Raw genomic sequence first — 26,850 nt, 5'->3', positions numbered from 1 at the left:
GCCTGATCACGACAATGCGCGCCGCCACGGCGCAGGAGCACGCAAATGAACTTCAACGGCAAGAACGTACTGGTCACCGGCGCAAGCGGCAACCTGGGGCGCGCGGTCGCACAGGCCTTCGCGCGGGCGGGCGCGCGCATGGTGCTGCTGGACCGCCATGACGCACCGCTGCCCGAAGTGGGCAGTGGCCACCTGGCGCTGCAGGCCGACCTGCTCGATGCGGACAGCCTCGGCAAGGCGATCGGCGCAGCCGCGCAGGCATGCGGGCGCATCGACGTGGTCTGCAACCTGGCCGGCGGCTTTGCCATGGGCACGGGCATCCACGAGACCAGCGCGGCCGACTGGAACCGGCTGTTCGACATGAACGTCGGCACGGTGCTGAACATGGCACGCGCGGTGGTGCCGCACATGCTGGCCGCGGGCGGCGGCGCCATCGTCAACGTGGGCGCTAACTCGGCGGCACGCGGACTGGCGCAGATGGGCGCCTACTGCGCATCGAAGGACGCGCTGGCGCGGGTCACCGAATCGATGTCGGCCGAACTGCGCGACCAGGGCATCCGCGTCAACGCGGTGCTGCCAAGCATCCTTGACACGCCCGGGAACCGCCAGGCCATGCCCGATGCCGATACCTCGCGCTGGGTCGCCCTGGATGCCCTGGCCGATGTGATCCTGTTCCTGGCCTCCGACGCCGCCCGCGCGGTGCACGGCGCACTGGTGCCGGTGGTCAACCGCGCCTGACGCGCGGCCGTCGCGCGGTGGGTCCGGCCGCGCCGATGGCGCTGGCGACTTCCTGGATCTGCTGGCGCAGCCAGCGCCGCAGCCGGTCGGCATCGGTGCGCGCGTGCCAGATCTGCATCATGTCGACCTGGGGCAGCGCGAATGGCACCGGCAGCATCACCAGGTCCGGATCGCGCGCCACCGCTTCCTGCGCGACCGAGCGCAGGCAGGTCAGCAACAGCGCCGAGCCACGCACCAGCCGGCTCGGGGCCAGGAAGCTCGACAAACCCGCCACCACCGTGCGCTGGCGCCCCAGGCGCGCCAGCGCACGATCCACCACGCCATTGAGGTCGCCAGTCAGCGTGGTCAGCAGGTGCTCGCACGCCAGGAACGCGTCCAGGTCCAGGCCCTGCGCGAGGCGCGGATTGGCGCGCGAGGCCAGCACCACAAAATCCTCGCTGCCGAGGCGCTGCTGGTGGAAGGTGTCGGGCAGGTTCTCGTAGAAGCCCGCGATCGCCAGGTCGCAGGTGCCCTTCTCCAGTTCCTCGCGCGGCAGCTGGCCGCGCGTATTGTGCGTGACCAGCACCACGCCGGGCGCATCGCGGCGCAGCCGCGGCAACAGCGCCGGCAGCAGCAGTTGCTCCATGTAGTCGGTGGTGTAGATGTGGACGGCCTCGCTGCGTGCCAGGAAATCGCGGCCGTCGCAAGCGTCATAGAACGCATCCAGGTCCGCAACCAGCCGCTGCACTTGCGGCGCCAGCGCATGCGCGCGCGGGGTCGGCGTCAGGCCGCGCGGCGCGCGCACGAACAGCGGATCGCCCAGTTCGTCGCGCAGCCGGTTCAGCTTGTGGCTGAGCGCCGGCTGGCTCAGCGCCATGCGCGCTGCCGCGCGCGAGGCGTTGCCTTCCTGGTAGAGCACATGGAAGACATAGAGCAGGTTCAGGTCCTTGCCGGCGATATTCATTTTTTGGATGGCAGAAATCGAAGATTCGAAGTTTTCGAATCATAGCCAGCTGCGTAGGATGTTGCCAATGCCGGGCCTCCCCCGGCCGACCGTGGATGCAAACCGGAGAACGAACATGAAAATCCTGATGGTGCTGACCTCGCACGACCAGCTTGGCAATACGGGCAAGAAGACCGGCTTCTGGCTCGAGGAATTCGCGGCGCCGTACTACGTCTTCAGGGACGCGGGCGCCGACATCACGCTGGCTTCGCCAAAAGGCGGCCAGCCGCCGATCGACCCCAAGAGCGACGATCCGGATGCACAGACCGACGCGACCCGCCGCTTCCGCGCTGACACGGCCGCGCAGCAGGCGCTGGCCCGCACGCTGACGCTGGACCAGGTGAAGGCCGAGGACTTCGACGCCGTGTTCTATCCCGGCGGCCATGGACCGCTGTGGGACCTGGCGGAAGACAAGCGCTCGATCGCGCTGATCGAGCGGTTTGACCGGCTCGGCAAGCCGGTTGGCGCCGTGTGCCATGCGCCGGGGGTGCTGCGGCACGTCAAGGGCGCGGACGGCCAGCCGCTGGTGAAGGGGAAGGAAGTGACGGGCTTTACCAACAGCGAGGAAGAGGCGGTGCAGTTGACCGCGGTGGTGCCATTCCTGGTGGAGGATGTGCTGAAGGCCAGCGGCGGGCGGTTTACGCGCGGCGATGACTGGGCCAGCCACGTGGCGGTCGCCGGACGGCTGGTGACGGGGCAGAATCCGGCATCGTCAGAGGCGGGAGCGCAGGCGGTGTTGGGGTTGTTGAAGTAAGACACACAGCGTTCAACCCGCTGCTGGTTTGCTCCCCTCTCCCGCGCGCGGGAGAGGGGCGGGGGGAGAGGGCAGGCGCCGGCAATGGCGACGGCCTTCACTTCGTTGATACTCCCGCCCTCTCCCGCGAGCGGGATTGGGGCGCTGGAGGCTTACTGCGGCACCAGCTCCACCCGCTCCCGGCTCGCCTTCTCCACCGCCTTGCGCGTATAGACCAGCGGGAAATACTCGCCCTTGGCCCACAGCGGCGCCAAGTCGCGGTAATGCGGGCTGGCGGGATTGCCGGACTGTCCCGGCGTGTTGATCACGCGCGAAGCATCCCAGTTGCCGACGTCCAGCACCATGCGGAACGACGCGCCCGCGGTCAGGCGGAAATCGTTGTTGCGGTAGCTGGTGTTCATCGGCGTGAAGGCCGAGCCGCCGATCGGACCGGCGTTGACGTTGAACTGCTGGCGTTCCGCGTCGCTCAGGATCGGGTCCATCGGATGCGTGAACACGGCGGTGTGGAGCTTGCCCCATTGCCAGCCGCGCGGGTCCGGCCCGAGCTTGCCCTCCACCTCCGCCATCGCGGCCTTCAGCGATTCGAGCATGACCGCATTGCGGCGTTCCACCGGCATCCAGGGTCCCGGCTGCTCCAGCACCGCCACCACGCGCGCGGCATCGCCGGCGCCGACCAGGCGCGCGGCCTCAGGCGGCAATGCCGCGCGCACCACGGCCTGGCGCAGGTGCTTGCTGAACCAGACCTCGAACAGCGCCGAGGCGGCGCTGTCGGCGCGCTCGTTGCCATTCCAGCCGCGCAGCAGGTCCAGGCCGCGGGCCAGCTGCGGGTCGTCGCTGCGCAGATCCTGCAGCAGCGCCACCACGCGCTGGGCCGGCAGCGATACGGTGTCGTTCTGCCACGCCATCGAATCCTGCACCGAGCTGCGCGGATTGGCGCCGACCACTGCCTTGAGCCGGCGCGCGCGCGCGCTGTCGCTCCATTCGTAGCCCACGCCCAGCTTCGCCGCCGGATGCTCGGGCGGGATGTTGTTTTCGTTGGCGGTGACGATATAGCCCGGCGCGGGGTTGTAGGCCCACGGCAATTCGTCCATGTTGCGGTAGCCGGCCCATTCATAGCGGCCGTCGCCGGCCACCGGCGTCAGGCCGTCCCAGTTGGGACGCTTGACGGTCAGCCCGCCCGGGATCCAGCCGATATTGCCACTGGTGTCGGCATAGACCTGGTTCTCGCCGGGCGCGCCCCAGCGGTTCATCGCGGCGCGGAACTGGTCCCAGTTGCGCGCGCGCATGTAGTCCATCGAGCCGAAGTAAGGCGCCATGCCGTAGTCCAGCCACGCGGCGCGGAGCGCCCACGCGTGCCCGGACCCTGCCACCAGCACCGGGCCGTGGCGGGTGAAGTCGAGCGTCACCTTGCGCGGCACGGGCTCGCCCTTTACCGCGATCTCTTCGGTGATGGTCTCCATCGGCTCCCAGCGGCCCTTGTACTTGTATTCGCGCGGGTTGGCCGGGTTCAGCTCGTAGCCGTACAGGTCTTCCTGGTCCATGTAGAAGCGCGTCAGGCCGAAGGCGATGGTGCCGTTGTGCCCGATCGAGATGCCGGGCAGGAATGGCTCGCCGGCGCCGATCACCGACATCCCCGGCGCGTTCAGGTGGCTGATGTAGCGCAGGCTGGGCGCGCCGTGCGAGCGATGCGGATCGTTGGCCAGGATCGGGCGGCCGGTGGTGGTGCGCTTGCCGCCGATGACCCAGTTGTTCGAGCCCAGGCTGCGGCCGGTATCGCTGTTGGGATCCACCACCGCGTAGAGCTGGTCCAGCGGCAGGCTGGCGTCCCGGGCGTCGCCCCACGCCTCTTTCGGGAAGCGCGCCGCGGCGGTGGCCAACTCATAGGCGCGGCGCAGTTCGGCCGCGGGCACGGTGCAGGGGTCGACGCCGGGGTTGAGCCGGGGTTCGATCTGCGGGTCAAGCTCGCGGCGCAGCCAGTCCGCGCGCGCCGCATGGTCCTTGGCCTCGCAGTAGAGGCGGGCGCGATCGATCTCGCCGGTGAAGTTCAGGGTCAGGCCGTGGTGGCGGATGCGCACGATGTCCTCCGCCTGCCAGCGCGCCGGCTTGTAGTGGAGCTTGCGGAACTCGGGCGGCAGCAGTTCAGGCTTCTGCTCGGTCAGTGCCACATAGGCGTTCACCCCCGCGACAAAGGCCTCGGCCACGCGCTTGGCGTCGCTGCCGTAGGCCAGCCATTCACGGTACATGTCGCCGCGGAACAGCACCGCACGCGCCATGCGGTCGCCATCGGCGTAGGCCGGGCCGAAGTCGCGCGCCATCTCGCCAAGCCCGCGCTTGCGCCACAGGTCGATCTGCCACAGGCGGTCGCGCGCGGCCATGAAGCCCTGCGCATAGAAGGCGTCGTAGAGCGTGCCGGCATAGATGTGCGGCACGCCCCAGCGGTCGACCAGCACGCTGGCGGGTTTTTCCAGGCCGGGTACGGCGAAGGTGTCGTGGCGGGCTGGGACTTCGGCCATCGCGGCCGGAATGGTGGTGGCGAGCAGGGCCAGCGCAGCGGCCAGGCGGCGGGGGGTGCGTAACATCAGGTCTCCTCGGTGTTGTGATGGCTGCAGATGTCTTGCAGTTCACACCGAAGATAGTGCATGGCTGGCCGGCGCGCGAGTGCCGCGGCCGATCTCCGCACGCCGCGTGGGGTGCCGGGCTTGGCGCCCCGCCTCAGTAGACGTCGCGCCGGTAGCAGCCGTCGTCGGCAAGGCGGCGCAGCGCGTCCTCACCCAGGATACCGGCCAGCGCGTCATGGACGCCGCCGGCCATGCCTTGCAGGCTGCCGCAGACATAGATGGCGGCGCCGTCGGCCACCCATTGCCGCACGACGTCGGCGTGCAGGTGCAAGGCGTCCTGCACGTAGCGTGGCGCGCCGCCGTCGCGCGACCAGGCGTGGTCCACGCGTGCCAGCGTGCCGTCCGCCCGCCAGCCGGCCAGCTCCTCGGCAAAGAACGCGTCATGCTGCGCCGAGCGCTCGCCGAACAGCAGCCAGTTGCGGCGCCGCCCGGCCCCGGCGCGGGCCTTGAGCTGGGCCCGCAACCCGGCCAGCCCGGTGCCGTTGCCGACCAGGATCAGCGGCCGGTCGTCGACCGGCGGATGGAAGCCGCGATTGGCGCGGATGCGCAGCGCGATGCGGCTGCCCACGGCGGCATGCTCGGTCAGCCAGCCGGAGGCCAGGCCGAGGCGGCCGTCGCCGTGGCGGGTCTGGCGTACCAGCAATTCGAGCTGCCCATCCTGCGGCAGCGAGGCGATTGAATACTCGCGGTGCGGCAGCGGCGCCAGCGCATCCACCAGCTGCTGCGGCGCCAGGCCCTGCATCGCGGCGAAGTGGGGTTCGGGCAGCGGCATGCGCGTGGCCAGGGCCGCCGCCAGGGTGGTGCCGCCGCCATCGCAGCGCACGGGGGTGGCGCCGTCCAGGCCCAGCCGCGCCAGCAGCCGCCCGACCTCGGCCGGCGCGTGGCAGGGGCCGATCTCGGCAATGTCGCCGGCGTGCCAGTCCAGCGCCGCGCCGGCTGGCGGCGCCAGCACCAGATGGAAGGCCGGCGCGCCCTGGCTGCCGGGATTCAGATGGCGCCGCTGCGCCAGCCGCCAGGGGTCATAGCGCGGCCGCTCCCAGTCGGCGATCTCGGCGCCGCCGCTCAGCGCCGACAGGTGGTTCTGCCAGTGGCGCAGCGCGCCGGCGTCGCCGTTGTCGACTTCGACGAGGTCGAACAGCGGTTGGGCCCGCTGGCGCCGCAGCCAGCTCTCCAGGGCATGGCCGAAGGCGCAGAAGCGCGCGTAGCTGCTGTCGCCGAGCGCCAGGATGCCGTAGCGCAGCTGGTGCAGGCCATCGGTGCCGGCCAGCAGGCGGCGGGCGAAGCCCGAGGCGCTGTCCGGGGCGTCACCCTCGCCGGTGGTGCTGACCACGAACAAGGCCTGGCGGCAGGCCCGCAGGCGCCGGCCGTCAACCTCCGCCAGCGACAACAGCTGCACCGGCATGCCCGCGCCCTGCAGCGCGGTGGCGGTCTGCAGCGCCAGCTGTTCGGCAAACCCGGTCTGGCTGGCATAGGCCACCAGCGTCGCGCCGTCTTCCGTGCCGGCCAGCGCCTTCGCGCTGGCGCGCCGCTGGCGGTGATGGGCCACCACCGCCCCGCAAAACCCGGCGTAAGCCGCAAGCACCCCGGCCGCCATGGCGATGCGCGACGGCCCGAGCACGGACAACGCCACGCCGCCGGCCACGACCAGCCAGCTGGCCGCCGCGACAGCGGATGGCATGGTGGCGGCGCTCATGCCAGCATCGCGGCAAAGGCCGGCGACGAATGTTCGAGAAAACCGTCCTGCGTACGCACCAGGAAGCGCGCGGCAATGCCGTGGCGACGCGCATGCGCCATGCCGGCGTCGGGGCCCAGCACGGTCAGCGCGGTGGACAGCGCATCGGCCAGCATGCACTGCGGGTGGATCACCGTGACCGAGGCCAGCGCGTGGCTCGCCGGATAACCGGTGCGTGGATCGATGGTATGGGCATAGCGGCGCCCGTCGCTGTCGAAGTAGCGCCGGTAGTCGCCCGAGGTGGCCACGGACAGTCCGTGCAGGGCCACCAGCGTTTGGCCCGCATCATCGCCGCCAGGCCCCGGCGGCGCTTCCAGCGCGACCCACCACGGCAGGCCGTCGGGCTTGACGCCATGGCCGCGCAATTCGCCGCCGATCTCGGTCAGGTGGTGGTCCAGGCCCTGCGCGCACAGGTAGCGCGCCACCGCGTCCACGGCGAAGCCCTTGGCGATGGCGCAGAAGTCCAGCGCCACGCCGCCCGGCTGCCGGGCGCGCCGGCCGGCGGCATCGACTTCGATGCGGGCCCAGCCGCAACGGCCGCGCGCGGCCTGCACCGCGTCGGGCGACGGCGGCACGCGGCGCGCCGCGGCCGGGATCGAGGCAGGGCCGAAGCCCCACAGGTCGACCAGCGGGCCCGCGCTCGGGTCATACGCCCCACCGCTGTCGCGCGCGACCTGCAGCGCGGTTTGCAGCACCGTAAAGCAGTCTTCCGGCAACGCTTGCCAGCTGCCTGGCGGCGCGCGGTTGAAGCGGCTGAGGTCCGAATCCGCCTCCCAGTTGCTCATCTGCGCGATCACGCGAGCGAGCACGGCCTCGATGCCGGCGGCGATGGCGTGCGCCTCCGCGGCCGGCGGCAGCACCGCCGCCACCGACCAGGTGGTGCCCATGGTCTGCCCGCTCCAGCGCTGCATGCGCGCATCGGCGGCCGGCGGCAGCGGGGGCGCGGACAGCGCTACGGGGACCAGGACGCGGTTCATGGCCGGCAACCGGCTTATTGCGGCAGCACTTCCACCGTCACCGCGTAGACGGCGCGGCGCGCCTTGGCCTGCTTGAAGGTGGTCTTGTCGTCCTTCACTTCGGCCTCCATCCAGTACATGCCGGGAGCCGGCCACTTGACGCTGAACTTGCCGTCAGCGTCGGTGGTGGCGCTGAACTCCTGCAACTGGTCGCGGTAGCGGATGCCGCCCGGCACCACCGCGACCTTCAGGTTGCTGGCGGGCTTGCCGTCGAGCAGCAGGCGGAAGCTGGCGGTGTCGCCCGCGACCAGGTCGTTCGGATGCGTAATCGGCGCCAGCTCCAGGCCGCGGCCGACCGTGCGCAAGCCCTTGTCGCTGGGCTTGCCGGCGGTGACGAACGATTCGATGCGGCCCTCGGCCTGCGTGACCTGCAGGTCCTGCGCGTTAGCCGGGACTTCCCTGGCGAAGTTCTCGGCGGTGCCGCGCCAGCGCTTGGCCTGGCCGTCGACCTTGTAGCTGGCGAACAGGCCGTGGTTGACCACCGCCACGCGATACGTGCCCGGCTGGGTCAGGTGCAGGTCGAAGGTGCTGCGGTATTTGCCGGTGGCCGCGTTCTCGGCCTTGACGGCGCTGCCGTCGGGAGCGGTCACCTGCAGGTTGTCGAGCCGCATCGGCACGTGCTCGAAGTAGAACAGGTCGTTGGAGACCGCGGCGTCCACGGTCACCCACGGATCGCTGCCGGACAGCACGGTAGCCGACGGCAGCAGCCACTGGCGGTGCGCGTGGGCGGCCAGCGGCGCCAGCGCGGCGAGGGCCAGCACGGCAGCGCGCACAGCCAGGCGGGAAGATGCGACGGACATCAGGGAAGGCTTCATGGTCGGGCTCCGGGACGGGATTAAGGCTTCAGTTCGACGGTCACGCCGCCGAGTTCGTGTTCGCCCTTGGCGCGGGCGGTCTGGGCGGATTGCGGCGGCCACGTAAACGGCACGCGCAGCAGCTCGCGCCCGCCCACTTCCCGTGCGGCCTCCACCACCAGCTGGTAGTTGCCGGCGGGCAGCTTGCCCAGCGGCGCCTTGCCGTCGCTGAAGCTGACGCTGTGCTCGCCCGGCGCGCGCGTGGCGCCGGAGATGCCGTCGGCCGGCATATGCAGGTCGCGGCCGGCCTTGCGCCACCACTGGCGCATGTCCTTGAGCCACTTGGTGCCCTCGCCGTCCTTGAGCTTGCCGTCGTACCAGACCGCCAGGGTCTGCACCGGGCTCTGGTCGGCGCGCTCGACCCACATCGACACGTAGGGCCGGTGGTACTCGGCCACGGTCAGGCGCGGGATGTCGACCTTGACGTTCAGGTCCGCGGCCAGCGCGGGGCCGGCCAGCGGCACGGCGGCCATGCCGGTCAGGGAGACGGAGAGCAGTCGGCGCATATCGGAGAAACCTCGTCAGTGGGATGCAGGAAGAAGATCGGCTCGATCGCGACCGATCAGTGGATAAACAGGATCGCCAGCAGCACCGGCACCACCAGCCCCAACCCCACCAGCGGCCAGGTCGCCACGCGCCCGCCCGCATGCAGCTTGAGCAGGAACAGGCCGGTCACGCAGAAGACCAGGCAGGCCAGCGCAAAGGCGTCCAGGAACAGGCTCCACGCTGCGCCGGTGTTGCGGCCCTTGTGCAGGTCGTTCAGGTACGAGATGGCCCCGCGCGTGGTGCGCTCGTACTGCGCCTCGCCGCTGTCGAGCGCGATGCTGACCCAGGCGTCGCCGCCCGGGCGTGGCAGCGCCACGTAGATTTCGTCGGCGGACCATTCGGCCTCGCGCCCGCTGGCGTCGATCGCAAGCGCCTGCGCCAGCCAGTCGGCCAGCACCGCCGGCACGGGCGCCTTGGCCTCGCCCGCGCGTGCCGCGCCGTCCGGGGCCGCGGCCCGGACCTTGTCGAGCACGCGCGTCGGCACGGTGGCGTGCCGGGTCTGCACGGCGGGCCTGGCTTCGATCTGGCCAGCGTGGTTCAGCGTGAAGCCGGTGACCGCGAACAACAGCATCCCGATCAGGCAGATCGCGGAACTGATCCAGTGCCACTGGTGGAGATGCTTGAGCCAGAAGGCACGGCGCTGCTGGCCGGCGGCCGGCTGGGTGTCGGTCATTGCGGTGGATGGGCAGGCGCAGCCCGGTCGGGCCGCGCCCGGTATTGCATACGGGTAGCGGGAGCGCCCCCCGGGAACGCTCACATGGCGTCAAGGTGTGCCATGGCCGGCACTAGGAGGTGCGGAAGAGAGAAGGATAATCGTTCGCATTTGAAAGCGCAAACGCTCGGCAGGCGGGCCGGATTACAGCGCATTACAACGTCAAGCCGGCCGCACCGCCGCCGCCACCCGCCTCAGAGGACGGCAGTGACGGCCCAGCCGGCCACACCATTGGCCACCACCACCAGCCACGGCGGCAGCTTCCAGCGCATCAGCGCCACTAGCGCCAGCGCCACCAGCACGATGTCCAGCGGACCCTGTACCGCGCTGGTCCATACCGGATGCCACAACGCTGCCAGCAGCAGCCCGACCACGCCGGCGTTGATGCCGGCCAGCGCCGCCTGGGCGCGCAGGTTGCGGCGCAGGCTTTCCCAGAACGGCAGCGCGCCCAGCACCAGCAGCGCGCCGGGCAGGAAGATGGCCAGCGTGCACAGCAGCCCGCCGGTAACGCCGGTGGGCGGATGCTGCATGGCGGCGCCGAGGAAGGCGGCAAAGGAAAACAGCGGTCCCGGCATGGCCTGCGCCGCGCCGTACCCGGCCAGGAAGGCTTCCTTGCCAACCCAGCCCGGCGCCACCACGGCCGCATCCAGCAGCGGCAACACCACGTGCCCGCCGCCGAAGACGAGCGCGCCGGCGCGGTAAAAGGCATCGAACACGCGCAGCGCCGGATCGGCGGCCCACTGCGCCAGCAGTGGCAGGCCGGCCAGCAGCGCGGCGAACAGCGCCAGTGCCAGCATGCCGCCGCGATGCGTCACCGGCAGCCGCAGCGGCTCATGCGCGCCGCCCAGCGCCGGCCGCAACAGTGCCATGCCGGCGACCGCCGCGGCGGCCATCATGGCCACCTGCACCCACGGTCCCGGCCAAGCCAGCACGGTGGCGGCAGCCACCAGCATGATGGCGATGCGCACCGGGCCGACGCACAGCGTCCGCGCCATGCCCCACACGGCCTGCGCCACCACTGCCACCGCCACCAGCTTCAACCCGTGCAGCGCGCCCGGCGCGGCGGCCATGCCGTAGTGAGTCACCCCCAGCGCGAACACGATCATGACCAGCGCCGACGGCAGCGTAAAACCCACCCACGCCGCCAGCGCGCCGCCATAGCCGGCACGCGCCAGCCCCAGCGCGATGCCGGTCTGGCTGCTGGCCGGTCCGGGCAGGCATTGGCACAGCGCCACCACGTCGGCATAGGCCGCCTCGCTGAGCCAGCGGCGGCGGCGCACCAGTTCCTCGCGGAAATACGCCAGGTGGGCCACCGGACCGCCGAACGAGGTCAGGCCAAGCCGCAGGAAGATCAGGAACACGGCGAGCGGCCCGTCGTGGCCGCGGGTGTCGTCGGAAGGGCTGGGCAAGGTGGCCATGGGGTGAGGCGGACAAGAGGGTGGCGGAAGACAGCGCAGATTCTGACCGATTTTGCCGGCGCCGGGCGGCAAAGCGGGGCCGGCATCACCCGAGCGCGGGAGCAAGCGCCCCAAGCGTCCCATGGCGCACAACCCACGTCCGACCTGTTGCAGCCAATCAACCACACTGCCAGTGTGGCGGAGCTACCTCAATCAAGTTACTGCCGTCCCGCGCCGTTATGCGGCAGACGCATGCGCCGTCGGCCCCTGTCCCCCTGCAGGCCGGCCGACCCGCGCCAACCGGCGCGGCACGGCCATGCGCATCACCGACGAGAAAGAAGCGCAAAGCGCGAAGAAGGAGGAGTGGTAGCCATGCTGCATAACCTGAGCCTGAAGAAAAAACTGCTGTTGCCGCTGGTGCTGAGCTGGGTCTGCCTGCTCGGCATCACGCTGTGGAATGCGTGGCACATCCGCACGCTGCGCATGGAGGAACGCAGGCTCGACCTGGCCCACGTGACCGACACCGCGGTTTCAGTGGTGGCCGAGTACGAGGCCCTGGCCAAGGCCGGCAAGCTGCCCGCCGAGGCGGCGAAGCAGCAGGCAATCGAACGCGTGCGCGCGATGCGCTTTGGCGCCGACGGCTATTTCACGCTGATGCGTTCCGACACCGTGGTGCTGATGCACCCGTTCAAGCCGGAGATGAACGGCAAGGCGATGGAGGGCATGAAGGATCCCAACGGCGTCTACCTGTTCCGCGACATCGCCGCGATCGGCAAGGGCCCCGGCAAGGGTTTCGTCGAATACCTGTGGCCCAAGCCGGGCGCGCAGGCACCGCAGCCGAAGCTGAGCTACGTGGCCAACTTCCGCCCCTGGGACTGGAACTTCATCGCCGGGCTGTACCTGGATGACATCGAGGCGGCGTTCCGGGCCGAGCTGTGGAAGGCGCTGGGCCTGCTGCTGGCGGTCGGCGCGCTGATGTCGCTGGTGATGGTGCGGGTCGCGGCCAGCCTGCAGCGCCAGCTTGGCGGCGAGCCGGCCACCACCGCGCAGATTGCCGGGCGCATTGCCGAAGGCGACCTCGCCGGCCAGGTCGCGGTGCGCGCCGGCGACGAGCACAGTGTCCTCTACGCCATGCACCGCATGCAGGCGCGCCTGACCGGCGCGATCGGCAGCATCCGCGGCTCGGCTGATTCGATTGCCGGCGCGGCCAAGCAGATCGCCGCGGGCAATGCCGACCTGTCGCGCCGCAGCGAGGAGCAGGCCGCGTCGCTGCAGGAAACCGCCGCCAGCATGGAGCAGCTCACCAGCACCGTGCGCCAGAGCGCCGAGAACGCGCGCCAGGCCAGCCACCTGGCCGAGGGCGCGTCGGACATCGCCGTGCGCGGCGGCACCATCGTCAGCCAGGTGGTGGACACCATGGGCGAGATCAAGAGCGCCTCGGGCAAGGTGGTCGACATCATCGGCGTGATCGAGGGCATTGCCTTCCAGACCAATATCCTGGCGCTCAACGCCGCGGTCGAAGCGGCCCGGGCCGGCGACCAGGGCCGCGGTTTCGCGGTGGTGGCCGGCGAGGTGCGCACGCTGGCGCAGCGCAGCGCCACCGCGGCCAAGGAAATCAAGGCGCTGATCGGCAACTCGGCGCAGCGCGTGGAAGACGGCGCGGTGCTGGTCGAGAACGCCGGCCGGGCGATGGACGAGATCGTCGACGCGGTCAAGCGCGTGACCGACCTGATGGGCGAAATGCGCGCCGCCACCGAGGAGCAGACCGGCGGCATCGAGCAGGTCAACCAAGCGGTGTCGCAGATGGACCAGATGGCGCAGCAGAACGCCGCGCTGGTGGAGCAGGCCGCGGCCGCCGCCGCTTCGCTCGAAGACCAGGCCGAAGCGCTGCATCGCGCGGTGGGCCAGTTCCGCCTGGCGGCGGCCTGAGCGGCGCAACCGGGCGTCGTACTACCCGCGCGCCTGCGTGTATGATGAAGCGAAGCCGGCCGCACAGGCGGCCGGCTCAGTGCATCAGACCGTTACCGCAGACCACTGACAGGAGCGCACCATGATGGCATTCATTGGCACCGTGTTCGTTGGCCTTATCGTCGGACTGATCGCCAGGGCGGTAAAGCCCGGCGACGACAAGCTGGGCTGGATCATGACCATCATCCTGGGCATCCTGGGCTCGGTGGTCGCCGGCTACGTGGGCCGCGCCCTGGGCTGGTACCAGCCGGGCGAGCCGGCGGGCTGGGTCGCCTCGGTGGTCGGCGCGATCGTGCTGCTGGTGATCTACGGCATGGTGCGCCGCAGGGCCTGACTGGCGCGGCGCACGCCGGCCGCGTCACTGTTGTTGGCCACGCCTCCCGGCACCTGGGGCGCGGGCGGCGGCATCGCCGCCACCTCTTGCCGGGCCCGCGGCTGCAGCCCGGCGTCCAGCGCCGCATCCAGTCCATCCGCCAGCACCGGGCCGGGCACGCCTTCGGCGGGCGCCGCCATGGTCGGCGCGCGCGGGCGCAGCCCCGGGCCCGCGTCGCGGCAGCGCAGCAGCGCGCGGTCGCCGCCCGGCGCCATCGCCGAGACCTGCGGCGCAACCGCCCGCAGCACCCGCACCGCGAGCGCGCTGGTAAAGCTGTAGCGTGCCGCGTAGGGTTCCCGCACATTGACCACCACGGTACCGAAGAAGCGCTCGCCCAGCGTGAAGACAAAGGTGGCCGACCGGTTCACCGAGCGCGACGAGATCAGCCGCCCGCCCGGACCGTAGACCTGGAAGCGCTGGTCGCCGGTGCCGGTCTTGCCCGCCACGGTCAGGGCGGCGCCATCGCGCCCTGCCACCGTGAACGCGCCGCGGATCGACTTGGCGGTGCCGCGCTCCACCACATCCAGCATCGAGCGGCGCGCCAGCTCGGCCACCTCGGCCGGCAGCACGCGCTTGCCCGGGCCCGGCTGCAGCACGTAGCGCGTCGCGTATGGCGTGCCGTCGGCAAAGGCAAGGCTGCGCACCGCCGCGTTCTGCGTGACCACGCCGCCGGCCAGCAGGATGCCGGCCAGCTCGGCCAGCGCCGCGGGGCGGTCGCCGGCGGCGCCGATGGCGCTGGCGTACGACGGCGTCAGTGAATCAAACGGATAGCCCAGACGCTGCCAGCGCCGCGCGATGTGCGTGAAGGCGTCCTGCTCCAGCAGCGTGCGGATGCGGTTGTCCTGGCCGGCCTTGCTGCGCGTCTTGAACAGCCACTTGTACACTTCCTGGCGCTCGGCGGTGCTGGCGCGCAGGATCTCGGCCAGCGTCGCCTGAGGGTGCTGGTCCAGGTATTCCACCATCCACAGTTCGAGCGGGTGGACGCGCGACAGGTAGCCGCGGTCGTTCAGGTTGAACTTGTCCTTGCCGTACTTGCGGTACAGCGCCGGCAGGTCTTCCTTGGCCAGCTGCTTGTCGCCCAGGCGCGCGCGCATGATGCGGACATAGCTGGCCTCGTCCAGGTTCGGCCGCGCACTCAGCAGCGTCACCGACATGCGCACCGCATTCAGGTGCGGGATGGTCATGCGCACGCGGCCCAGCAGCGTGTCCAGGCGCTGCTCGGAACTCTTGCCGCGGTAGCGCTGGTAGAAGCCGGTCATGTAGGCGCTGCCTTCCTGGTCGGCGAAGCGCTCCAGGTACTCGCGCCGGCCCGGTGCGTTGCGGTCCTCGAACAGGTCACCCATGTCAGGCCTGGCATGGAACATCTCGTAGCGCACGATGTCGCGCATCATGCGGATAAAGACCAGGTTGACCGAATGCTCGAAGCCGACGCGCACGGTCATGATGCGCTCGCCTTCCCAGCGCTCGAAGTTGGTGAAGCTCTGCAGGCCGCCGCCGGTGTAGAAGCCCTCGCCGGCATTGCCGGAATACTTGCGCTCCATCGACGCTTCCAGCATCGGCATCAGTTCGCGCTCCGCGGGGGTGCGCGCCTTGGACAGGTAATCGACCGCCCAACGGCTGAGCGCATCCTGGCGCGCCAGCGGTATCGCGGCCAGTTGCGCGCGCGTCATGCCGGCATAGCGCGCGTGCAGCTCGCTGATGATCTCCAGGTAGGTCACCAGCGTGCGCAGCTTGGCGGTCGAGCCGAGGTTCAGGCGCGCGCCGCTGTTGATGTCGAAGGGCTGGTCGATATTGTCGGCCTGGATCCGCACCACGCTGGCGTTGCCCACGCGCTCGTACAGCGTGAAGCTGGTCATCAGCTTCGACGGATCGTCGTTGTCGCGCAGCAGGTTGTGGCCATACAGGCCCATGGCGCGCGCGTCGGCCTTGTTGTTCACGCGCTGCAGCGTCTCGGTGACGAGGCGCTGGGCCTCGCGGTTGATGGTGCTGTCGACGGTCAGGTCGAGCCGGTCCATGTCGTAGCGGCTCTCGACCCCGGTCAGCCGGGTGATGTCGGCGCGCACCCGGTTGACGGCCTTGCGCGTGACAAACGGTTCCTGCGGCGGGCGCTGCGGCGCAGCCGCCTTGTCCAGCGGCTGCGCCAGCGCCGCGTCGCGCAACTCGGGCGTGATGATGCTGTTGGCCGCCAGCAGGCGCAGGTAGCTGCCGGTCAGCGCATCGAGGTTGGTGTCGTCGCGGCGCAGGTGGTAGGACGGCCGGCGCTGCGAGATGACCAGTGACAGCGCCCGCTTGAACGCCTGCGCCTGGCGCGGTTCGGGCGCGCGCGGATCCATTTCCTTCAGCAGCCGGTTGACCTCGCCGAAGTCCTCGCCGTACCAGACCCACAGCGCGTCGCCGATGCCGTTGATTTCGCCGAATCCCGCGCGCGCCGACAGCGGCACCGTATTCAGGTAGTCGACCACGATGCGCTCGCGCGCGCGCTGCGTGTCGGGCCCGTCCAGGTAGGCGCGCAGCGACGCCGATGCCATCTGCCGGAACTTCTCCGGGATCGAAGAGGTGCGGCCCTCGGGCGAGTGCCGGTATTTCTCGATCTGCGTCGCCAGCGTGCTGCCGCCGGGCGCATCGTGCGACTTGTCGGCGAGCCGGATCACCTGGTCCAGCACCGCGCGCGACAGCCGGCGCCAGTCCAGCGCCGGGTTCATGTTGGGGTATTCCGGATTGAGCAGGCCCTGGTTCTCGACATACAGCAGCGCGCTCACCAGCAGCGGCGGCACGGCGCCGAAGTCGGGGTACTGGCGCTGCGGGTAGCGCTCGAATGCCAGCGTCAGGCCGTTGCAGTCGCGCAGCAGCAGGCCGGCCTGGTTCTTCTCGCGGTAGGGCGTGAACAGGCCCTCGTCGATCAGCCGCACCATGTCGGGCGACATGCGCGCCTGCTCGGCGGGCACATAGCCGCGCTGCTCGAGCCGCTGCGCGAACAGCGGCAGCCTGCCGTAGCCCATGCGGGCGTCGTAGGGTCCGGAATGCGGAAAGCGGATGCTGTCGCTGGCACCCGGCTGGATCTCGAATGTCAGGCGCTGGCCCAGGCTGCCGATCAGCCGGGCCTGCAAGTGCGAGTTACGCACTTCGCTTGCGACAAAGCTATACACGACATAGGCGCCCCCCGTCAGGGCGACCGCCAAGCCAGCGAAAATCCAGCCACGACGCGACACGTTTGGGCTTCCTCATGGGGCCGGCGCAGCGCGCAAAGATCTCCTTGCACCGGCTCGAAGCGCAATCTTTTTCGCGGTGCGCGCCGCGCGCGCGCCGCCTGTATTGATATTAGTAGGAGTCGCGCGCGCGTGCATCAAGCACGCGCGCGCGTTGTGTGCCGTTGCAAACCGGCGTCACGCGGTGCAACGGCTGCGCCACTTGCGGTGCGTCCGAAACGCGGCCAGCAGATTATCGGCCAGCCGCGTCGCGCGCCACCGGCCTGCCCACCAGCGGATAGCCCGGATCGTTGTAGCCGGGCGTCGACGCATGGCCCGGCGACACCAGCGCATCGACCATCGCCTCTTCCTCCGGCGTGATCACGGCACCGAGCGCGCCGATATAATCCTCGAACTGGGCCAGCGTGCGCGGGCCGGCGATCACCGACGAGATGATCGGGTTGGCCAGCACCCAGGCCGTGGCGAACTGGCCCGGGGTCAGCCCGCGCGCCTCGGCATGGGCCTTGAGTTGCTGGGCGATGACCAGGGATTCCTCGCGAAACTCGGTCTCCATCATGCGGCGGTCGGCGCGGCCGGCGCGCGTGCCCTCGGCCGGCGCCTGGCCGGGCGCGTACTTGCCGGTCAGCACGCCGCGCGCCACCGGGCTGTAAGGCACGACGCCCAGGCCGTAGTGCTCGCACGCGGGCAGGATCTCCACCTCCGGCAGCCGGTTCAGCAGGTTGTAGTACGGCTGGCACGCCACCGGGCGCGGCACCCCCAGCGCGTCGCACAGCCGCGCGATTTCGGCGATGCGCCAGCCGCGGAAGTTCGACACCGCCCAGTAGCGGATCTTGCCGCTGCGCACCAGGTCGCCCATGGCGCGTACCGGCTCTTCCAGGTTGGCGCCGGGGTAGTCGCGATGCAGGTAGAGGATGTCGATGTAAGCGGTTCCCAGCCGGTGCAGGCTGTCCTCGACCGCGCGCGTGATCCAGGTCCGGGAATAATGCCCGTGGTTGGGCGCGGCCTGCATCGCGTTGCCGAGCTTGGTGGCCAGCACCCAGTCGTGGCGGTCGGCGCTCAGCAGGCGCCCCACCATCTGCTCGGACGCGCCCTTGCTGTACACGTCGGCGGTATCGATGAAATTCACGCCGTGGTCGCGCGCGCTGGCGACGATGCGGCCGGCCTCGGCCTCGTCGGTCTGGTCGGCGAACATCATGGTGCCCAGGCACAGCGCCGAGACGCGCAAGTTGCTGGCGCCGAGGCGGCGGTACGGCATGGAAAAGTCTGGCATGGCGGCTCCTTGTAGTGGGATAGCCCACATTGTGCCGCCACCCGGCCCGGCTTGCGGGCGCGGCGTCAGGCGCGCGGGCCGGGCGCGGCAGCCCGGGACGCGCGGCGCTTGCGGTATTCCTCGCGCCCCACGTACGCGGCGGCGGCGGCCACCATCAGCGCCAGGCCGTACCAGGTGAGCGCGTAGCCGAGGTGGTTGTTGGTAAAGGCCGTCACCGTCAGCCCTCCGGTGGGCCAGGCCTTGGGATCTGCCCCGGCCGGCGGCGGCACTGCCGCGGCGTCGATGAAATACGGCGCGACCTCGCCCAGCCCGCGGCGCGCGGCGATTGCCGCCACGTCGCGCGAGAACCACTGGTCGCGCGCCGCGTCATTGTGGCGCAGCACGCCGGTGCCCGGCTCGCTCATGCGCAACAGGCCGACCACTTCGCTGGTGCCGCCGCCGGCGGGGACCACGCGCGCGCGGAACGGCTCGGCGACGAAGCCGCGGTTGACCAGCACGGTGCTGCCGTCGGCCAGCCGCAGCGGCGTCATCACCCAGTAGCCGCCGCCCTGCTCGGTCACGGCCTGCACCAGGGTCTGGCGGTCGTCCAGGAAGGTGCCGCTGGCGCGGACCCGCCGGTACTCGGCATTGGCCCGGGTCAGCCCCGCCCACTGCGCGGGCGCGGGCGCCGCCACCGGCGGCGCATGGACGCGCTCGGCCACCTGGGCGATCAGTCCAAGCTTCCAGGCGCGGCGCTCGACCTGCCAGTTGCCCAGCGCCACCAGACCGGCGATGGCCGCCGCGGCAAACAGCGCCAGTGCCGTCAGCCAGATCGTCGGCAGCGGGCGCGGAGATTCGGGGGCGCCTTTGGCGGCGTGGGCCGCGTTGGCGGTGCGCGGCTTTGCGCCCGGCGCGGCGCGGTCGTCGGTGGAACCGGTCAAGGCAAGGTCTTGGTGGTATGCATGCCCGGCATCATATTGGAATTCAGGTGGAACATCACCCATAGCGTGCCGGTCAGCGCGATCACCACCAGCACCAGCGTGAAGATCAGCGCCAGCATGTTCCAGCCACCCTCCGAGCGGGCGTTGAGGTGCAGGAAGTAGATCATGTGCACCACGATCTGCACCGCGCCCAGCGCCAGCAGCACCATCGCGGTTGTGCTGGACTGGTCGAACACCTTGCCCATCACCAGCCAGAACGGGATGGCGGTCAGGATCACCGACAGCACGAAGCCGGTCACGTAGCCGCCGAGCGAGATATGGATCTCGCTTTCCCCGTGGCCATGGCCACGGCCGTCGGCCTGCAGCGTGTCGTCATGCGCGCTCATGGCAGCACTCCCATCAGGTAGACAAAGGTAAAGACGCCGATCCAGACCACGTCGAGAAAGTGCCAGAACATCGACAGGCACATCAGGCGGCGCTTGTTCTCCGGGATCAGCCCGTGGCGGCGCAGCTGAGTCACCAGCGTGACCAGCCACACGATGCCGAAGGTCACATGCAGGCCGTGGGTGCCGACCAGCGCGAAGAACGAGGTCAGGAAGCCGCTGCGCTGCGGCCCCGCGCCGGCGCCGACCAGGTGCGCGAACTCGTAGATCTCGACGGCGAGGAAGGCCGCCCCCAGCACGCCGGTCACGGCGAGCCAGCCCTGGGTCGGCCCCAGCCGCCCGCGCTGGGTCTCCAGCATGGCAAAGCCATAGGTGATCGATGACAACAGCAGGAACGACGTGTTCAGCGCCACCAGCGGCAGCTCGAACAGTTCGGCGCCGGTCGGCCCGCCGGCATAGTTGCGGCCCAGTACGCCGTAGGCGGCGAACAGGCACGCAAAGACCAGGCAGTCGCTCATCAGGTAGAGCCAGAAGCCGAGCAGCGTGCCGTTGGGCGCGTGGTATTCCTCGGCCATGTAGAAGCGCAGCTCGGCCGGCGGCGCAGGCGCGCGCTGCGGCGGGGCCGGGTGCGCGGGCGCACCGTCGGCGGTAAAGGGGGCGTAAGTGTCAGCCATGGCTGGCCAGCAGCGCGCTGCGCTCTGCCTCCGTGCGGTGGACGTCGTCGGCCGGGATATAGAAATCGCGCTGGTAGTTGAAGGTATGGCCGATCGCGGTGACGAGGGTGGCGGCGAAGGCCAGTACCACCAGCCACCAGATATGCCAGATCAGCGCGAAGCCGCACAGCGTGCTCAGTCCGGCCAGGATGATGCCGGCGCCGGTGTTCTTGGGCATGTGGATCGGGATGAAGCCCTGCGCGGGGCGCTGGTAGCCGAGCGCCTTCATCTGCCACCAGGCGTCGGTATCGTGCACCACCGGCGTAAAGGCAAAGTTGTACGGCGGCGGCGGCGACGAGGTCGACCATTCCAGCGTGCGGCCGTCCCAGGGATCGCCGGTGACATCGCGCAGCGACTCGCGGCGCAGGAAGCTCACCACCAACTGCACCAGGAAGCAGCCGATGCCCAGCGCAATCAACAGCGCGCCCACGCCCGCCAGCTGGAACCAGATCTGCAGCGAATGGTCCGCGAAATGGCTGACGCGCCGGGTCACCCCCATCAGCCCGAGCACGTAGAGCGGCATGAACGCCACGTAGAAGCCGACCAGCCAGAACCAGAACGAGCATTTGCCCCAGAACGGGTCCAGCCGGTAGCCGAAGGCCTTGGGGAACCAGTAGGTGATGCCCGCCATCAGCCCGAACAGCACGCCGCCGATGATCACGTTATGGAAATGCGCGACCAGGAACAGGCTGTTGTGTAGCGAGAAATCCGCCGGCGGCACCGCCAGCAGCACGCCGGTCATGCCGCCGATCACGAACGTCACCATGAAGCCCACGGTCCACAGCATCGGCACCTCGTATTGGATGCGCCCGTGGTACATGGTGAACAGCCAGTTGAACAGCTTGGCCCCGGTCGGGATCGAGATGATCATGGTGGTGATGCCGAAGAACGAATTCACGCTGGCGCCCGAGCCCATCGTGAAGAAGTGATGCAGCCACACCAGGTAGGACAGCACCGTGATCACCACCGTGGCATACACCATCGAGGCATAACCGAACAGGCGCTTGCGGCAGAAGGTGGCCACCACCTCGGAGAACACGCCGAACACCGGCAGCACCAGGATATAGACCTCGGGATGGCCCCAGATCCAGATCAGGTTCACGTACATCATGGCGCTGCCACCAAGGTCGCTGGTGAAGAAGTTCATGCCCAGGTAGCGGTCGAGCGCCAGCATCGCCAGCGCCGCGGTCAGCACCGGGAACGCGGCGATGATCAGCACGTTGGTGCACAGCGCGGTCCAGGTGAAGATCGGCATGCGCATCAGCGTCATGCCGGGCGCGCGCATCTTGACGATGGTGACCAGCAGGTTGATGCCGGACAGCAGCGTGCCCACCCCCGCCACCTGCAACGACCACAGGTAGTAGTCCACCCCCACGTCCGGGCTCTGCAGGATGCCTGACAACGGGGGATAGGCGAGCCAGCCGGTACGCGCGAACTCGCCCACGAACAGCGACATCATCACCAGCACCGCGCCGCCCACCGTCATCCAGAAGCTGAAGTTGTTCAGGAACGGAAACGCCACGTCGCGCGCGCCGATCTGCAGCGGCACGACAAAGTTCATCAGGCCGGTGACCAGCGGCATGGCGACGAAGAAGATCATGATCACGCCGTGCGCGGTGAAGATCTGGTCATAGTGGTGCGGCGGCAGGTAGCCCAGGTTGTCGCCAAAGGCCATGGCCTGCTGGATCCGCATCATCACGGCATCGGCAAAGCCGCGCAGCAGCATCACGATGCCTAGGATCATGTACATGATGCCGATGCGCTTGTGGTCGATGCTGGTGAACCACTCGCGCCACAGGTAGCCCCAGCGGCCGAAATACGTGACCGCCCCGGCCAGCGCCAGCCCGCCGATCGCCACCACCGCGAAGGTGGCCAGCAGGATGGGTTCGTGCAGCGGGACTGCCTCCCAGCTCAGGCGGCCGAAGAGTTGCGTGGCGAGTTCGGATCGCTCCGGCATGTGGATCTCCAGGACAACAACGGCGTTCTAGGTCACGGTCATTGGCACAGTCTTGCGCAGCGCCTGGCGCGGGCACGCTATCGCAGCAGCTTGCCGGCACTGGCCGCGCCGGCCCGGAACAGTGGCTCGTCCAGCGTGTTGCTGGCCGTGCAGACGGCGGCGCCCAGGCCCGCGGCGCCTTGCGCTGCGCGTTGTGCATCGCGCGCCATCAGGTCTTTCTGGCAGACCTGCCCGGCCTGCACGCAACGGTTCACGATGGCATCGAACAGGTTGGCGTCGACGCTGCCGTAGCGCCGCACCGGCTCGCGTTCGCTGGGCTGCGCCAGCTGCGTGTAGGCGGCCCGGCTCAGCGGTGCGCCGGCGGCACGCACGGTCTGCACCCAGCGGCCGAATTCGTCGTCGCTCAGCCCGTGGAAGCGGAAGCGCATGTGCGAAAAGCCCGCGCCGCTGTAGTTGGCGGAGAAACCCTCGTAGACGCCCGGCTGGTTGACCACCGCATGCAGGCGGGTTTCCATGCCGGGCATGGCGTAGACCTGCCCGGCCAGGGCGGGAATGAAGAAGGAATTCATCACGGTGGCGGCCGTGATCTTGAAGCGGATCGGCCGGTCGACCGGCGCGGCCAGTTCGTTGACGGTGGCGATGCCCTGTTCGGGGTAGACGAACAGCCACTTCCAGTCGAGCGCCACCACCTCGACGGTCAGCGGCTGCGTGCCCGGCGGCAGCGGGCGGCTGTCATCGAGCCGCGCCAGCGGCTGGTAGGGATCGAGCTTGTGGGTGCTGACCCACGTGATCGCACCGAGCGCGATGATGATCAGCAGCGGCGCCGACCAGATCAGCAGCTCCAGCACCGTGGAATGGTCCCAGTCGGGGTTGTAGTGCGCATCGGCGTTGGCGGCGCGGTAGCGCCACGCGAACACCAGCGTCAGCACGATCACCGGCACGATGATCAGCAGCATCAGACCGGTGGAAATAATGATCAGGTCACGTTGCCGCACGGCCAGATCGCCGGCCGGGGCCAGCAGCACGGCGTTGCAGCCGCCCAGCCACAGCAACACTGGCAGCAGCAACCAGCGGCTAGGACGGTGCATGGACATTGTCTGACCGGAAGATCGCATAGCTTTCGGGCCCGCGCCATTTGTACGCCGCGGCGCAAGTGACTTAGACTGGTCTGAGCAACTATGGCAGTGTAGGCGCTCAAGTGCCATTCTTCATGGTGCAATTTGCAGCGCCCTCGCTCACAGACAGGGAGGTATGCCGATGACCACCGCGACCCACCAGCACCGGGCGTCTCCTACCGCACCTCCAGCACCCGGCGCCGCGCATGTCGCGCCCGCGGAAATCGCCACCGGCGTGGTCATCGGCCGCGCCTCCGAGTACTTCGATTTCTTCGTCTACGGCATTGCCTCGGTGCTGGTGTTCCCGGCGGTCTATTTCCCGTTCGCCGACCGGCTCGAGGCGCTGCTCTACGCCTTCGCCGTCTTTGCGCTGGCCTTTATCGGCCGGCCCTTCGGCACCACGCTGTTCATGCGCATCCAGCGCCGCTGGGGGCGTGGCATCAAGCTGACCGCGTCGCTGTTCCTGCTCGGCACGGCCACCGTCGGCATCGCTTTCCTGCCCGGCTATGCTTCGCTCGGCCCGGCTTCCATCATCCTGCTGGCGGTGTTCCGTACGCTGCAGGGGGTGGCGTTCGGCGGCTCATGGGACGGGCTGCCCTCGCTGCTGGCGCTGAATGCGCCACCGCAACGGCGCGGCTGGTACGCGATGCTGGGGCAGCTCGGCGCGCCCACCGGCTTTATCGTCGCCGGTTCGCTGTTCCTGTTCCTCAACCTGAGCCTCGAGCCGCACGAGTTCCTGGCCTGGGGCTGGCGCTATCCGTTCTATGTCGCGTTCGCGATCAACGTGGTGGCGCTGTTCGCGCGCCTGCGCCTGGTGGTGACGCACGAATACACGCAACTGCTGGACGAGGACGAACTCGAGCCCATCAGCACCGCCGAGATCGTGCGCAAGCAGGGCTTCAACCTGCTGCTGGGCGCGTTCGCCGCGCTGGCAAGCTTTGCGCTGTTCCACCTGGTGACGGTGTTTCCGTTGTCGTGGGTGGCGCTCAACGGCTCGCAGCCGGTCACGGACGTGCTGGCCGTGCAGATTGCCGGCGCCTTCATCGGCATCCTCGGCACCATCGCGTCGGGCGTGATCGCGGACCGGATCGGGCGCCGCACTACGCTGGCGCTAATGGCCATCCTGATCGGCATCTTCAGCCTGTTCGCGCCCTGGCTGATGGGCGGCGGCCCGGTGGCGCAGGACCTGTTCATCCTGCTCGGCTTCGGCCTGCTGGGCTTGTCCTACGGCCAGGCCGCCGGCGCCGTGACCTCGAACTTCGAGCGGCGCTTCCGCTACACCGGCGCGGCGCTGACCACCGACATGGCGTGGCTGTTCGGCGCCGGCTTTGCGCCGCTGGTGGCGCTGGGGCTGTCGGCGGAATTCGGCCTGGTCGCCGTCAGCGGCTACTTGCTGTCGGGCGCCGCCTGCACGCTGCTGGCGCTGCGGATCAACCGGGCACTGGGCACCCATGTCTGACCCGCGCTCCGGCATGACGGGAATTGCAGTGATTTTTGCGGCGGCGGTCGAGCTAAAGAATCGGTGATAATCGCCGAGATATATTGGGGCCCGGGCAATCTCGCGGGCCGGCCCGATATATTCTGCGGAATAAGCATTTTCACCACAGCGGCAATATTTTGCCATTCGCCGCAGGGCGATCTGAGTAAAATAACGCCCGCCAAAATCCCACCGTTTCCCCAGTGATTATTCGCGCTCCATTCCCACATCGCCACGCCTCGTTGTGCGCTAACGGCCATTTTCATGGCCCGCACCGTGTGCCGGCATGATGGCGGACGGCGCGGGCACCGGCCGCACGGCGCTGGCTTTTGGCATTCGCGCCTGGTCGGCATGGGCTGACGGTCTGCAGGCCCAAGACGACTGGCGCGCATGGAGCGCCGCTCCGCACCTGCCGCCGGCCCTTGCCCAGGCGCCGCCGTTGCCGGAACTGGCCGCGATGCTGCGCCGGCGGCTGCCGCTGCTGGGCCGCGTGGCGCTGGCGTCGGCCTATGCATGTGCTTACCCCGAGGCCGGACACGCACAAGTGCCCGCCGTGTTTGCCTCGCGCCACGGCGACACCGCCCGGCTGGTAACCATGTTGAGCGGGCTGGCGGCGGCCGAGCCGCTGTCGCCGACCGCGTTCGGCCTGGCGGTGCACAACGCAATCGGCGCGGTACGTTCGATCGACCTGGCCGACATGAACAACCTGCAGGCGCTGTCGGCCGGGCGCGACACCGTGGAGACGGCGGTGCTGGAGGCCTGCAGCCTGGTGGCCGACGGCGCGCCGGAGGTGATGCTGGTCCACTACGAGGCGCCGCTGGCGGAGCCCTACGCCGCGTTCGCGGACGAGCCGGGCTGCCTGTACAGCTGGTGCTGGCGCATCGGCGCGCCGCGCGCGGGCGAGCCCTGGTACACGCTGAGCCGGGCGGACGAAGCCGACGAAGCGGACCCGGGCGCAGCCGCACCGGCGGCGCGGCTGCCCCATGGCCTGGACGTGCTGCGCTTCATGCTGGCGGGCGACACCGGCCTGCGCCACCGCGGCGAGCGCGCAACCTGGCAATGGCGGCGCCATGGTTGAGCGGCTTGACCGCGCCTGGCGCGTGTGCGCCACCGGCCTGTGCTTTTCCGGGTTCGGGCTGGGGGGGCTGGTGCTGCGCGTGCTGGTGTTCCCGCTGCTGTCGCTGGCGCCGTGGAGCGCGGCGCGGCGCCAGCATGTATGCAAGGGCGTGATCCGCCACGCGTTCCGGCTGTTCCTGTGGCTGATGCGTGCGGTGGGCGTGATCGGCTACGAAGTGCGCAACGCGCAACGGCTGCAGCGCCACGGGCTGCTGATCGTCGCCAACCATCCGTCGCTGATCGACGTGATTTTTTTGATCGCGCTGACGCGCCGCGCCGACTGCGTGGTCAAGGCGGGGCTGGCGCGCAATCCGTTCGCGCGGGGGCCGGTGCTGGCCACCGGCTATGTCCGCAACGATGCCGGCGCGGCGATGGTGCAAGACTGCATCGCCTCGCTGCGCGCGGGCAACAACCTGGTGATCTTTCCGGAGGGCACGCGCACGCCGGCCGACGGCGGCCTGCGGCTGCAGCGCGGCGCCGCCAACATCGCGGTGCGCGGCGGCTTTGCGCTGACGCCGGTGATCATCCGCTGTGAACCGCCCACGCTGCGCAAGGGCGACAAGTGGTACCGCGTGCCGGTGCGCCGGCCGCGCTATGTGATCGACGTGCGCGACGATTTCGACCCCAGCCGGCTGGCCGGGGCCGGCGTCGACGATGCCATCGCCGTGCGTGCCGTCACGCAGGCCATGACCGATTATTTTTCCAGGGAGATACGCCGTGCAGGCGCTTGAACAAGAAATCAAAGAACTGATCGTCTCGTCGCTGTCGCTCGAGGACCTGGCGCCCGGCGATATCGACACCGATGCGCCGTTGTTCGTCGAGGGCCTGGGCCTGGACTCGATCGATGCGCTGGAGCTTGGCCTGGCGCTGCAGAAGCGCTTTGGCGTCTCCATGGGCGGCGACAAGGACGTGGTGCGCAGCCGCTTTGCCAGCGTCGCGGCGCTGGCGGCCTTCGTCAGCGCGCAGCGCGCCGACCAGGCCGCGGCCTGAGGCGCGCTTGCAG

The 26,850-nt window shown here is 69.7% G+C and carries 23 protein-coding genes; 8 read left to right on the top strand and 15 right to left on the bottom strand.

The window, feature by feature from the left end:
- Positions 1-45 precede the first annotated feature (45 nt).
- The gene (locus tag ACOCMH_RS03615) at positions 46-738 is read left to right on the top strand and encodes an SDR family NAD(P)-dependent oxidoreductase (RefSeq protein WP_427307812.1); all 693 of its coding nucleotides are present in this window, start codon (positions 46-48) and stop codon (positions 736-738) included.
- Here the strand turns inward: ACOCMH_RS03615 and ACOCMH_RS03610 are convergent.
- Positions 725-1,681, bottom strand: a complete 957-nt coding sequence (locus ACOCMH_RS03610) for a LysR family transcriptional regulator (RefSeq protein WP_427307811.1) — start codon at positions 1,679-1,681, stop codon at positions 725-727. The two genes, ACOCMH_RS03615 and ACOCMH_RS03610, sit on opposite strands and share 14 nt — an antisense overlap.
- A gap of 115 nt (positions 1,682-1,796) precedes the next feature.
- Between ACOCMH_RS03610 and ACOCMH_RS03605 the strand changes: the two genes are divergently transcribed.
- Positions 1,797-2,474 (top strand): type 1 glutamine amidotransferase domain-containing protein, encoded by a 678-nt coding sequence (locus ACOCMH_RS03605; RefSeq protein ID WP_427307810.1) that lies wholly within the window; start codon positions 1,797-1,799, stop codon positions 2,472-2,474.
- A gap of 152 nt (positions 2,475-2,626) precedes the next feature.
- Here the strand turns inward: ACOCMH_RS03605 and ACOCMH_RS03600 are convergent, their stop codons facing one another.
- The 7 genes from ACOCMH_RS03600 to chrA all read right to left on the bottom strand — a co-directional run bounded on the left by ACOCMH_RS03600 (position 2,627) and on the right by chrA (position 11,370).
- Entirely contained in the window at positions 2,627-5,053 is a 2,427-nt protein-coding gene (locus ACOCMH_RS03600; protein ID WP_427307809.1) for a penicillin acylase family protein, read from the bottom strand.
- 133 nt (positions 5,054-5,186) lie between these two features.
- On the bottom strand, positions 5,187-6,770 hold the full coding sequence (locus ACOCMH_RS03595) for a sulfite reductase subunit alpha (protein ID WP_427307808.1): 1,584 nt from the start codon (positions 6,768-6,770) through the stop codon (positions 5,187-5,189).
- Positions 6,771-6,781: 11 nt separating this feature from the next.
- The gene (locus ACOCMH_RS03590; protein ID WP_427307807.1) at positions 6,782-7,801 is read right to left on the bottom strand and encodes an FAD:protein FMN transferase; all 1,020 of its coding nucleotides are present in this window, start codon (positions 7,799-7,801) and stop codon (positions 6,782-6,784) included.
- Between the two features lie 14 nt (positions 7,802-7,815).
- Positions 7,816-8,655 carry a DUF4198 domain-containing protein gene (locus ACOCMH_RS03585; protein WP_427307806.1) on the bottom strand — a complete coding sequence of 280 codons (840 nt, stop codon included), beginning with the start codon at positions 8,653-8,655 and terminating at the stop codon, positions 7,816-7,818.
- A gap of 20 nt (positions 8,656-8,675) precedes the next feature.
- The gene (locus ACOCMH_RS03580; RefSeq protein ID WP_427307805.1) at positions 8,676-9,200 is read right to left on the bottom strand and encodes a DUF2271 domain-containing protein; all 525 of its coding nucleotides are present in this window, start codon (positions 9,198-9,200) and stop codon (positions 8,676-8,678) included.
- Between the two features lie 56 nt (positions 9,201-9,256).
- A complete protein-coding gene (locus ACOCMH_RS03575) occupies positions 9,257-9,913 on the bottom strand; it encodes a PepSY-associated TM helix domain-containing protein (RefSeq protein ID WP_427307804.1) in 657 nt (218 codons plus the stop codon).
- Between the two features lie 233 nt (positions 9,914-10,146).
- Positions 10,147-11,370: a chromate efflux transporter gene (gene chrA, locus ACOCMH_RS03570; protein ID WP_427307803.1), complete on the bottom strand. Its 1,224-nt coding sequence runs from the start codon at positions 11,368-11,370 to the stop codon at positions 10,147-10,149.
- Positions 11,371-11,721: 351 nt separating this feature from the next.
- On the opposite strand from chrA, the gene ACOCMH_RS03565 reads away from it, so the two are divergent.
- Together ACOCMH_RS03565 and ACOCMH_RS03560 are read left to right on the top strand one after the other, a co-directional pair.
- Positions 11,722-13,278 carry a methyl-accepting chemotaxis protein gene (locus ACOCMH_RS03565; RefSeq protein WP_427307802.1) on the top strand — a complete coding sequence of 519 codons (1,557 nt, stop codon included), beginning with the start codon at positions 11,722-11,724 and terminating at the stop codon, positions 13,276-13,278.
- Positions 13,279-13,399: 121 nt separating this feature from the next.
- The gene (locus ACOCMH_RS03560) at positions 13,400-13,651 is read left to right on the top strand and encodes a GlsB/YeaQ/YmgE family stress response membrane protein (RefSeq protein WP_427307801.1); all 252 of its coding nucleotides are present in this window, start codon (positions 13,400-13,402) and stop codon (positions 13,649-13,651) included.
- On the opposite strand, the gene ACOCMH_RS03555 is transcribed toward ACOCMH_RS03560, so the two are convergent.
- From ACOCMH_RS03555 to cyoA, 7 genes are all read right to left on the bottom strand, one after another.
- Entirely contained in the window at positions 13,624-16,899 is a 3,276-nt protein-coding gene (locus ACOCMH_RS03555; protein WP_427307800.1) for a transglycosylase domain-containing protein, read from the bottom strand. The genes ACOCMH_RS03560 and ACOCMH_RS03555 overlap by 28 nt on opposite strands.
- A 229-nt stretch (positions 16,900-17,128) precedes the next feature.
- On the bottom strand, positions 17,129-18,166 hold the full coding sequence (locus ACOCMH_RS03550) for an aldo/keto reductase (protein ID WP_427307799.1): 1,038 nt from the start codon (positions 18,164-18,166) through the stop codon (positions 17,129-17,131).
- Positions 18,167-18,231: 65 nt separating this feature from the next.
- The gene (locus ACOCMH_RS03545; protein WP_427307798.1) at positions 18,232-19,086 is read right to left on the bottom strand and encodes an SURF1 family protein; all 855 of its coding nucleotides are present in this window, start codon (positions 19,084-19,086) and stop codon (positions 18,232-18,234) included.
- Positions 19,083-19,472: a cytochrome o ubiquinol oxidase subunit IV gene (gene cyoD / locus ACOCMH_RS03540; protein ID WP_427307797.1), complete on the bottom strand. Its 390-nt coding sequence runs from the start codon at positions 19,470-19,472 to the stop codon at positions 19,083-19,085. Before cyoD ends, ACOCMH_RS03545 begins: the two co-directional genes overlap by 4 nt.
- On the bottom strand, positions 19,469-20,143 hold the full coding sequence (gene cyoC / locus ACOCMH_RS03535; protein WP_427307796.1) for a cytochrome o ubiquinol oxidase subunit III: 675 nt from the start codon (positions 20,141-20,143) through the stop codon (positions 19,469-19,471). The genes cyoD and cyoC overlap by 4 nt, the downstream gene beginning before the upstream one ends.
- Entirely contained in the window at positions 20,136-22,139 is a 2,004-nt protein-coding gene (gene cyoB / locus ACOCMH_RS03530; RefSeq protein ID WP_427307795.1) for a cytochrome o ubiquinol oxidase subunit I, read from the bottom strand. Before cyoB ends, cyoC begins: the two co-directional genes overlap by 8 nt.
- Positions 22,140-22,216: 77 nt before the next feature.
- Positions 22,217-23,233: a ubiquinol oxidase subunit II gene (gene cyoA / locus ACOCMH_RS03525; RefSeq protein WP_427307794.1), complete on the bottom strand. Its 1,017-nt coding sequence runs from the start codon at positions 23,231-23,233 to the stop codon at positions 22,217-22,219.
- 163 nt (positions 23,234-23,396) lie between these two features.
- Here cyoA and ACOCMH_RS03520 point away from each other — a divergent pair, with 163 nt between their 5' ends.
- The 4 genes from ACOCMH_RS03520 to ACOCMH_RS03505 all read left to right on the top strand — a co-directional run bounded on the left by ACOCMH_RS03520 (position 23,397) and on the right by ACOCMH_RS03505 (position 26,837).
- The gene (locus ACOCMH_RS03520; RefSeq protein WP_427307793.1) at positions 23,397-24,713 is read left to right on the top strand and encodes an MFS transporter; all 1,317 of its coding nucleotides are present in this window, start codon (positions 23,397-23,399) and stop codon (positions 24,711-24,713) included.
- Between the two features lie 304 nt (positions 24,714-25,017).
- Positions 25,018-25,809, top strand: a complete 792-nt coding sequence (locus ACOCMH_RS03515; protein WP_427307792.1) for a beta-ketoacyl synthase chain length factor — start codon at positions 25,018-25,020, stop codon at positions 25,807-25,809.
- On the top strand, positions 25,802-26,578 hold the full coding sequence (locus ACOCMH_RS03510; RefSeq protein ID WP_427307791.1) for a lysophospholipid acyltransferase family protein: 777 nt from the start codon (positions 25,802-25,804) through the stop codon (positions 26,576-26,578). Before ACOCMH_RS03515 ends, ACOCMH_RS03510 begins: the two co-directional genes overlap by 8 nt.
- Positions 26,565-26,837 carry a phosphopantetheine-binding protein gene (locus tag ACOCMH_RS03505; RefSeq protein ID WP_427307790.1) on the top strand — a complete coding sequence of 91 codons (273 nt, stop codon included), beginning with the start codon at positions 26,565-26,567 and terminating at the stop codon, positions 26,835-26,837. Before ACOCMH_RS03510 ends, ACOCMH_RS03505 begins: the two co-directional genes overlap by 14 nt.
- The last annotated feature ends 13 nt before the right edge of the window (positions 26,838-26,850 follow it).

Source organism: Cupriavidus sp. H39, from assembly GCF_050271075.1.
Lineage (GTDB): Bacteria > Pseudomonadota > Gammaproteobacteria > Burkholderiales > Burkholderiaceae > Cupriavidus > Cupriavidus necator_B.
The sequence above is the reverse complement of the archived record's forward strand: the minus strand, read 5'-3'. Positions and strand labels throughout refer to the sequence as shown.

Excerpts from the sequence above, each read along its gene's own strand:
- ACOCMH_RS03615 (WP_427307812.1), top strand. The coding sequence starts at position 46 with ATGAACTTCAACGGCAAGAACGTACTGGTCACCGGCGCAAGCGGCAAC.
- ACOCMH_RS03610 (WP_427307811.1), bottom strand. The coding sequence starts at position 1,681 with ATGAATATCGCCGGCAAGGACCTGAACCTGCTCTATGTCTTCCATGTG.
- ACOCMH_RS03605 (WP_427307810.1), top strand. The coding sequence starts at position 1,797 with ATGAAAATCCTGATGGTGCTGACCTCGCACGACCAGCTTGGCAATACG.
- ACOCMH_RS03600 (WP_427307809.1), bottom strand. The coding sequence starts at position 5,053 with ATGTTACGCACCCCCCGCCGCCTGGCCGCTGCGCTGGCCCTGCTCGCC.
- ACOCMH_RS03595 (WP_427307808.1), bottom strand. The coding sequence starts at position 6,770 with ATGCCATCCGCTGTCGCGGCGGCCAGCTGGCTGGTCGTGGCCGGCGGC.
- ACOCMH_RS03590 (WP_427307807.1), bottom strand. The coding sequence starts at position 7,801 with ATGAACCGCGTCCTGGTCCCCGTAGCGCTGTCCGCGCCCCCGCTGCCG.
- ACOCMH_RS03585 (WP_427307806.1), bottom strand. The coding sequence starts at position 8,655 with ATGAAGCCTTCCCTGATGTCCGTCGCATCTTCCCGCCTGGCTGTGCGC.
- ACOCMH_RS03580 (WP_427307805.1), bottom strand. The coding sequence starts at position 9,200 with ATGCGCCGACTGCTCTCCGTCTCCCTGACCGGCATGGCCGCCGTGCCG.
- ACOCMH_RS03575 (WP_427307804.1), bottom strand. The coding sequence starts at position 9,913 with ATGACCGACACCCAGCCGGCCGCCGGCCAGCAGCGCCGTGCCTTCTGG.
- chrA (WP_427307803.1), bottom strand. The coding sequence starts at position 11,370 with ATGGCCACCTTGCCCAGCCCTTCCGACGACACCCGCGGCCACGACGGG.
- ACOCMH_RS03565 (WP_427307802.1), top strand. The coding sequence starts at position 11,722 with ATGCTGCATAACCTGAGCCTGAAGAAAAAACTGCTGTTGCCGCTGGTG.
- ACOCMH_RS03560 (WP_427307801.1), top strand. The coding sequence starts at position 13,400 with ATGATGGCATTCATTGGCACCGTGTTCGTTGGCCTTATCGTCGGACTG.
- ACOCMH_RS03550 (WP_427307799.1), bottom strand. The coding sequence starts at position 18,166 with ATGCCAGACTTTTCCATGCCGTACCGCCGCCTCGGCGCCAGCAACTTG.
- cyoD (WP_427307797.1), bottom strand. The coding sequence starts at position 19,472 with ATGAGCGCGCATGACGACACGCTGCAGGCCGACGGCCGTGGCCATGGC.
- cyoC (WP_427307796.1), bottom strand. The coding sequence starts at position 20,143 with ATGGCTGACACTTACGCCCCCTTTACCGCCGACGGTGCGCCCGCGCAC.
- cyoB (WP_427307795.1), bottom strand. The coding sequence starts at position 22,139 with ATGCCGGAGCGATCCGAACTCGCCACGCAACTCTTCGGCCGCCTGAGC.
- cyoA (WP_427307794.1), bottom strand. The coding sequence starts at position 23,233 with ATGTCCATGCACCGTCCTAGCCGCTGGTTGCTGCTGCCAGTGTTGCTG.
- ACOCMH_RS03520 (WP_427307793.1), top strand. The coding sequence starts at position 23,397 with ATGACCACCGCGACCCACCAGCACCGGGCGTCTCCTACCGCACCTCCA.
- ACOCMH_RS03515 (WP_427307792.1), top strand. The coding sequence starts at position 25,018 with ATGATGGCGGACGGCGCGGGCACCGGCCGCACGGCGCTGGCTTTTGGC.
- ACOCMH_RS03510 (WP_427307791.1), top strand. The coding sequence starts at position 25,802 with ATGGTTGAGCGGCTTGACCGCGCCTGGCGCGTGTGCGCCACCGGCCTG.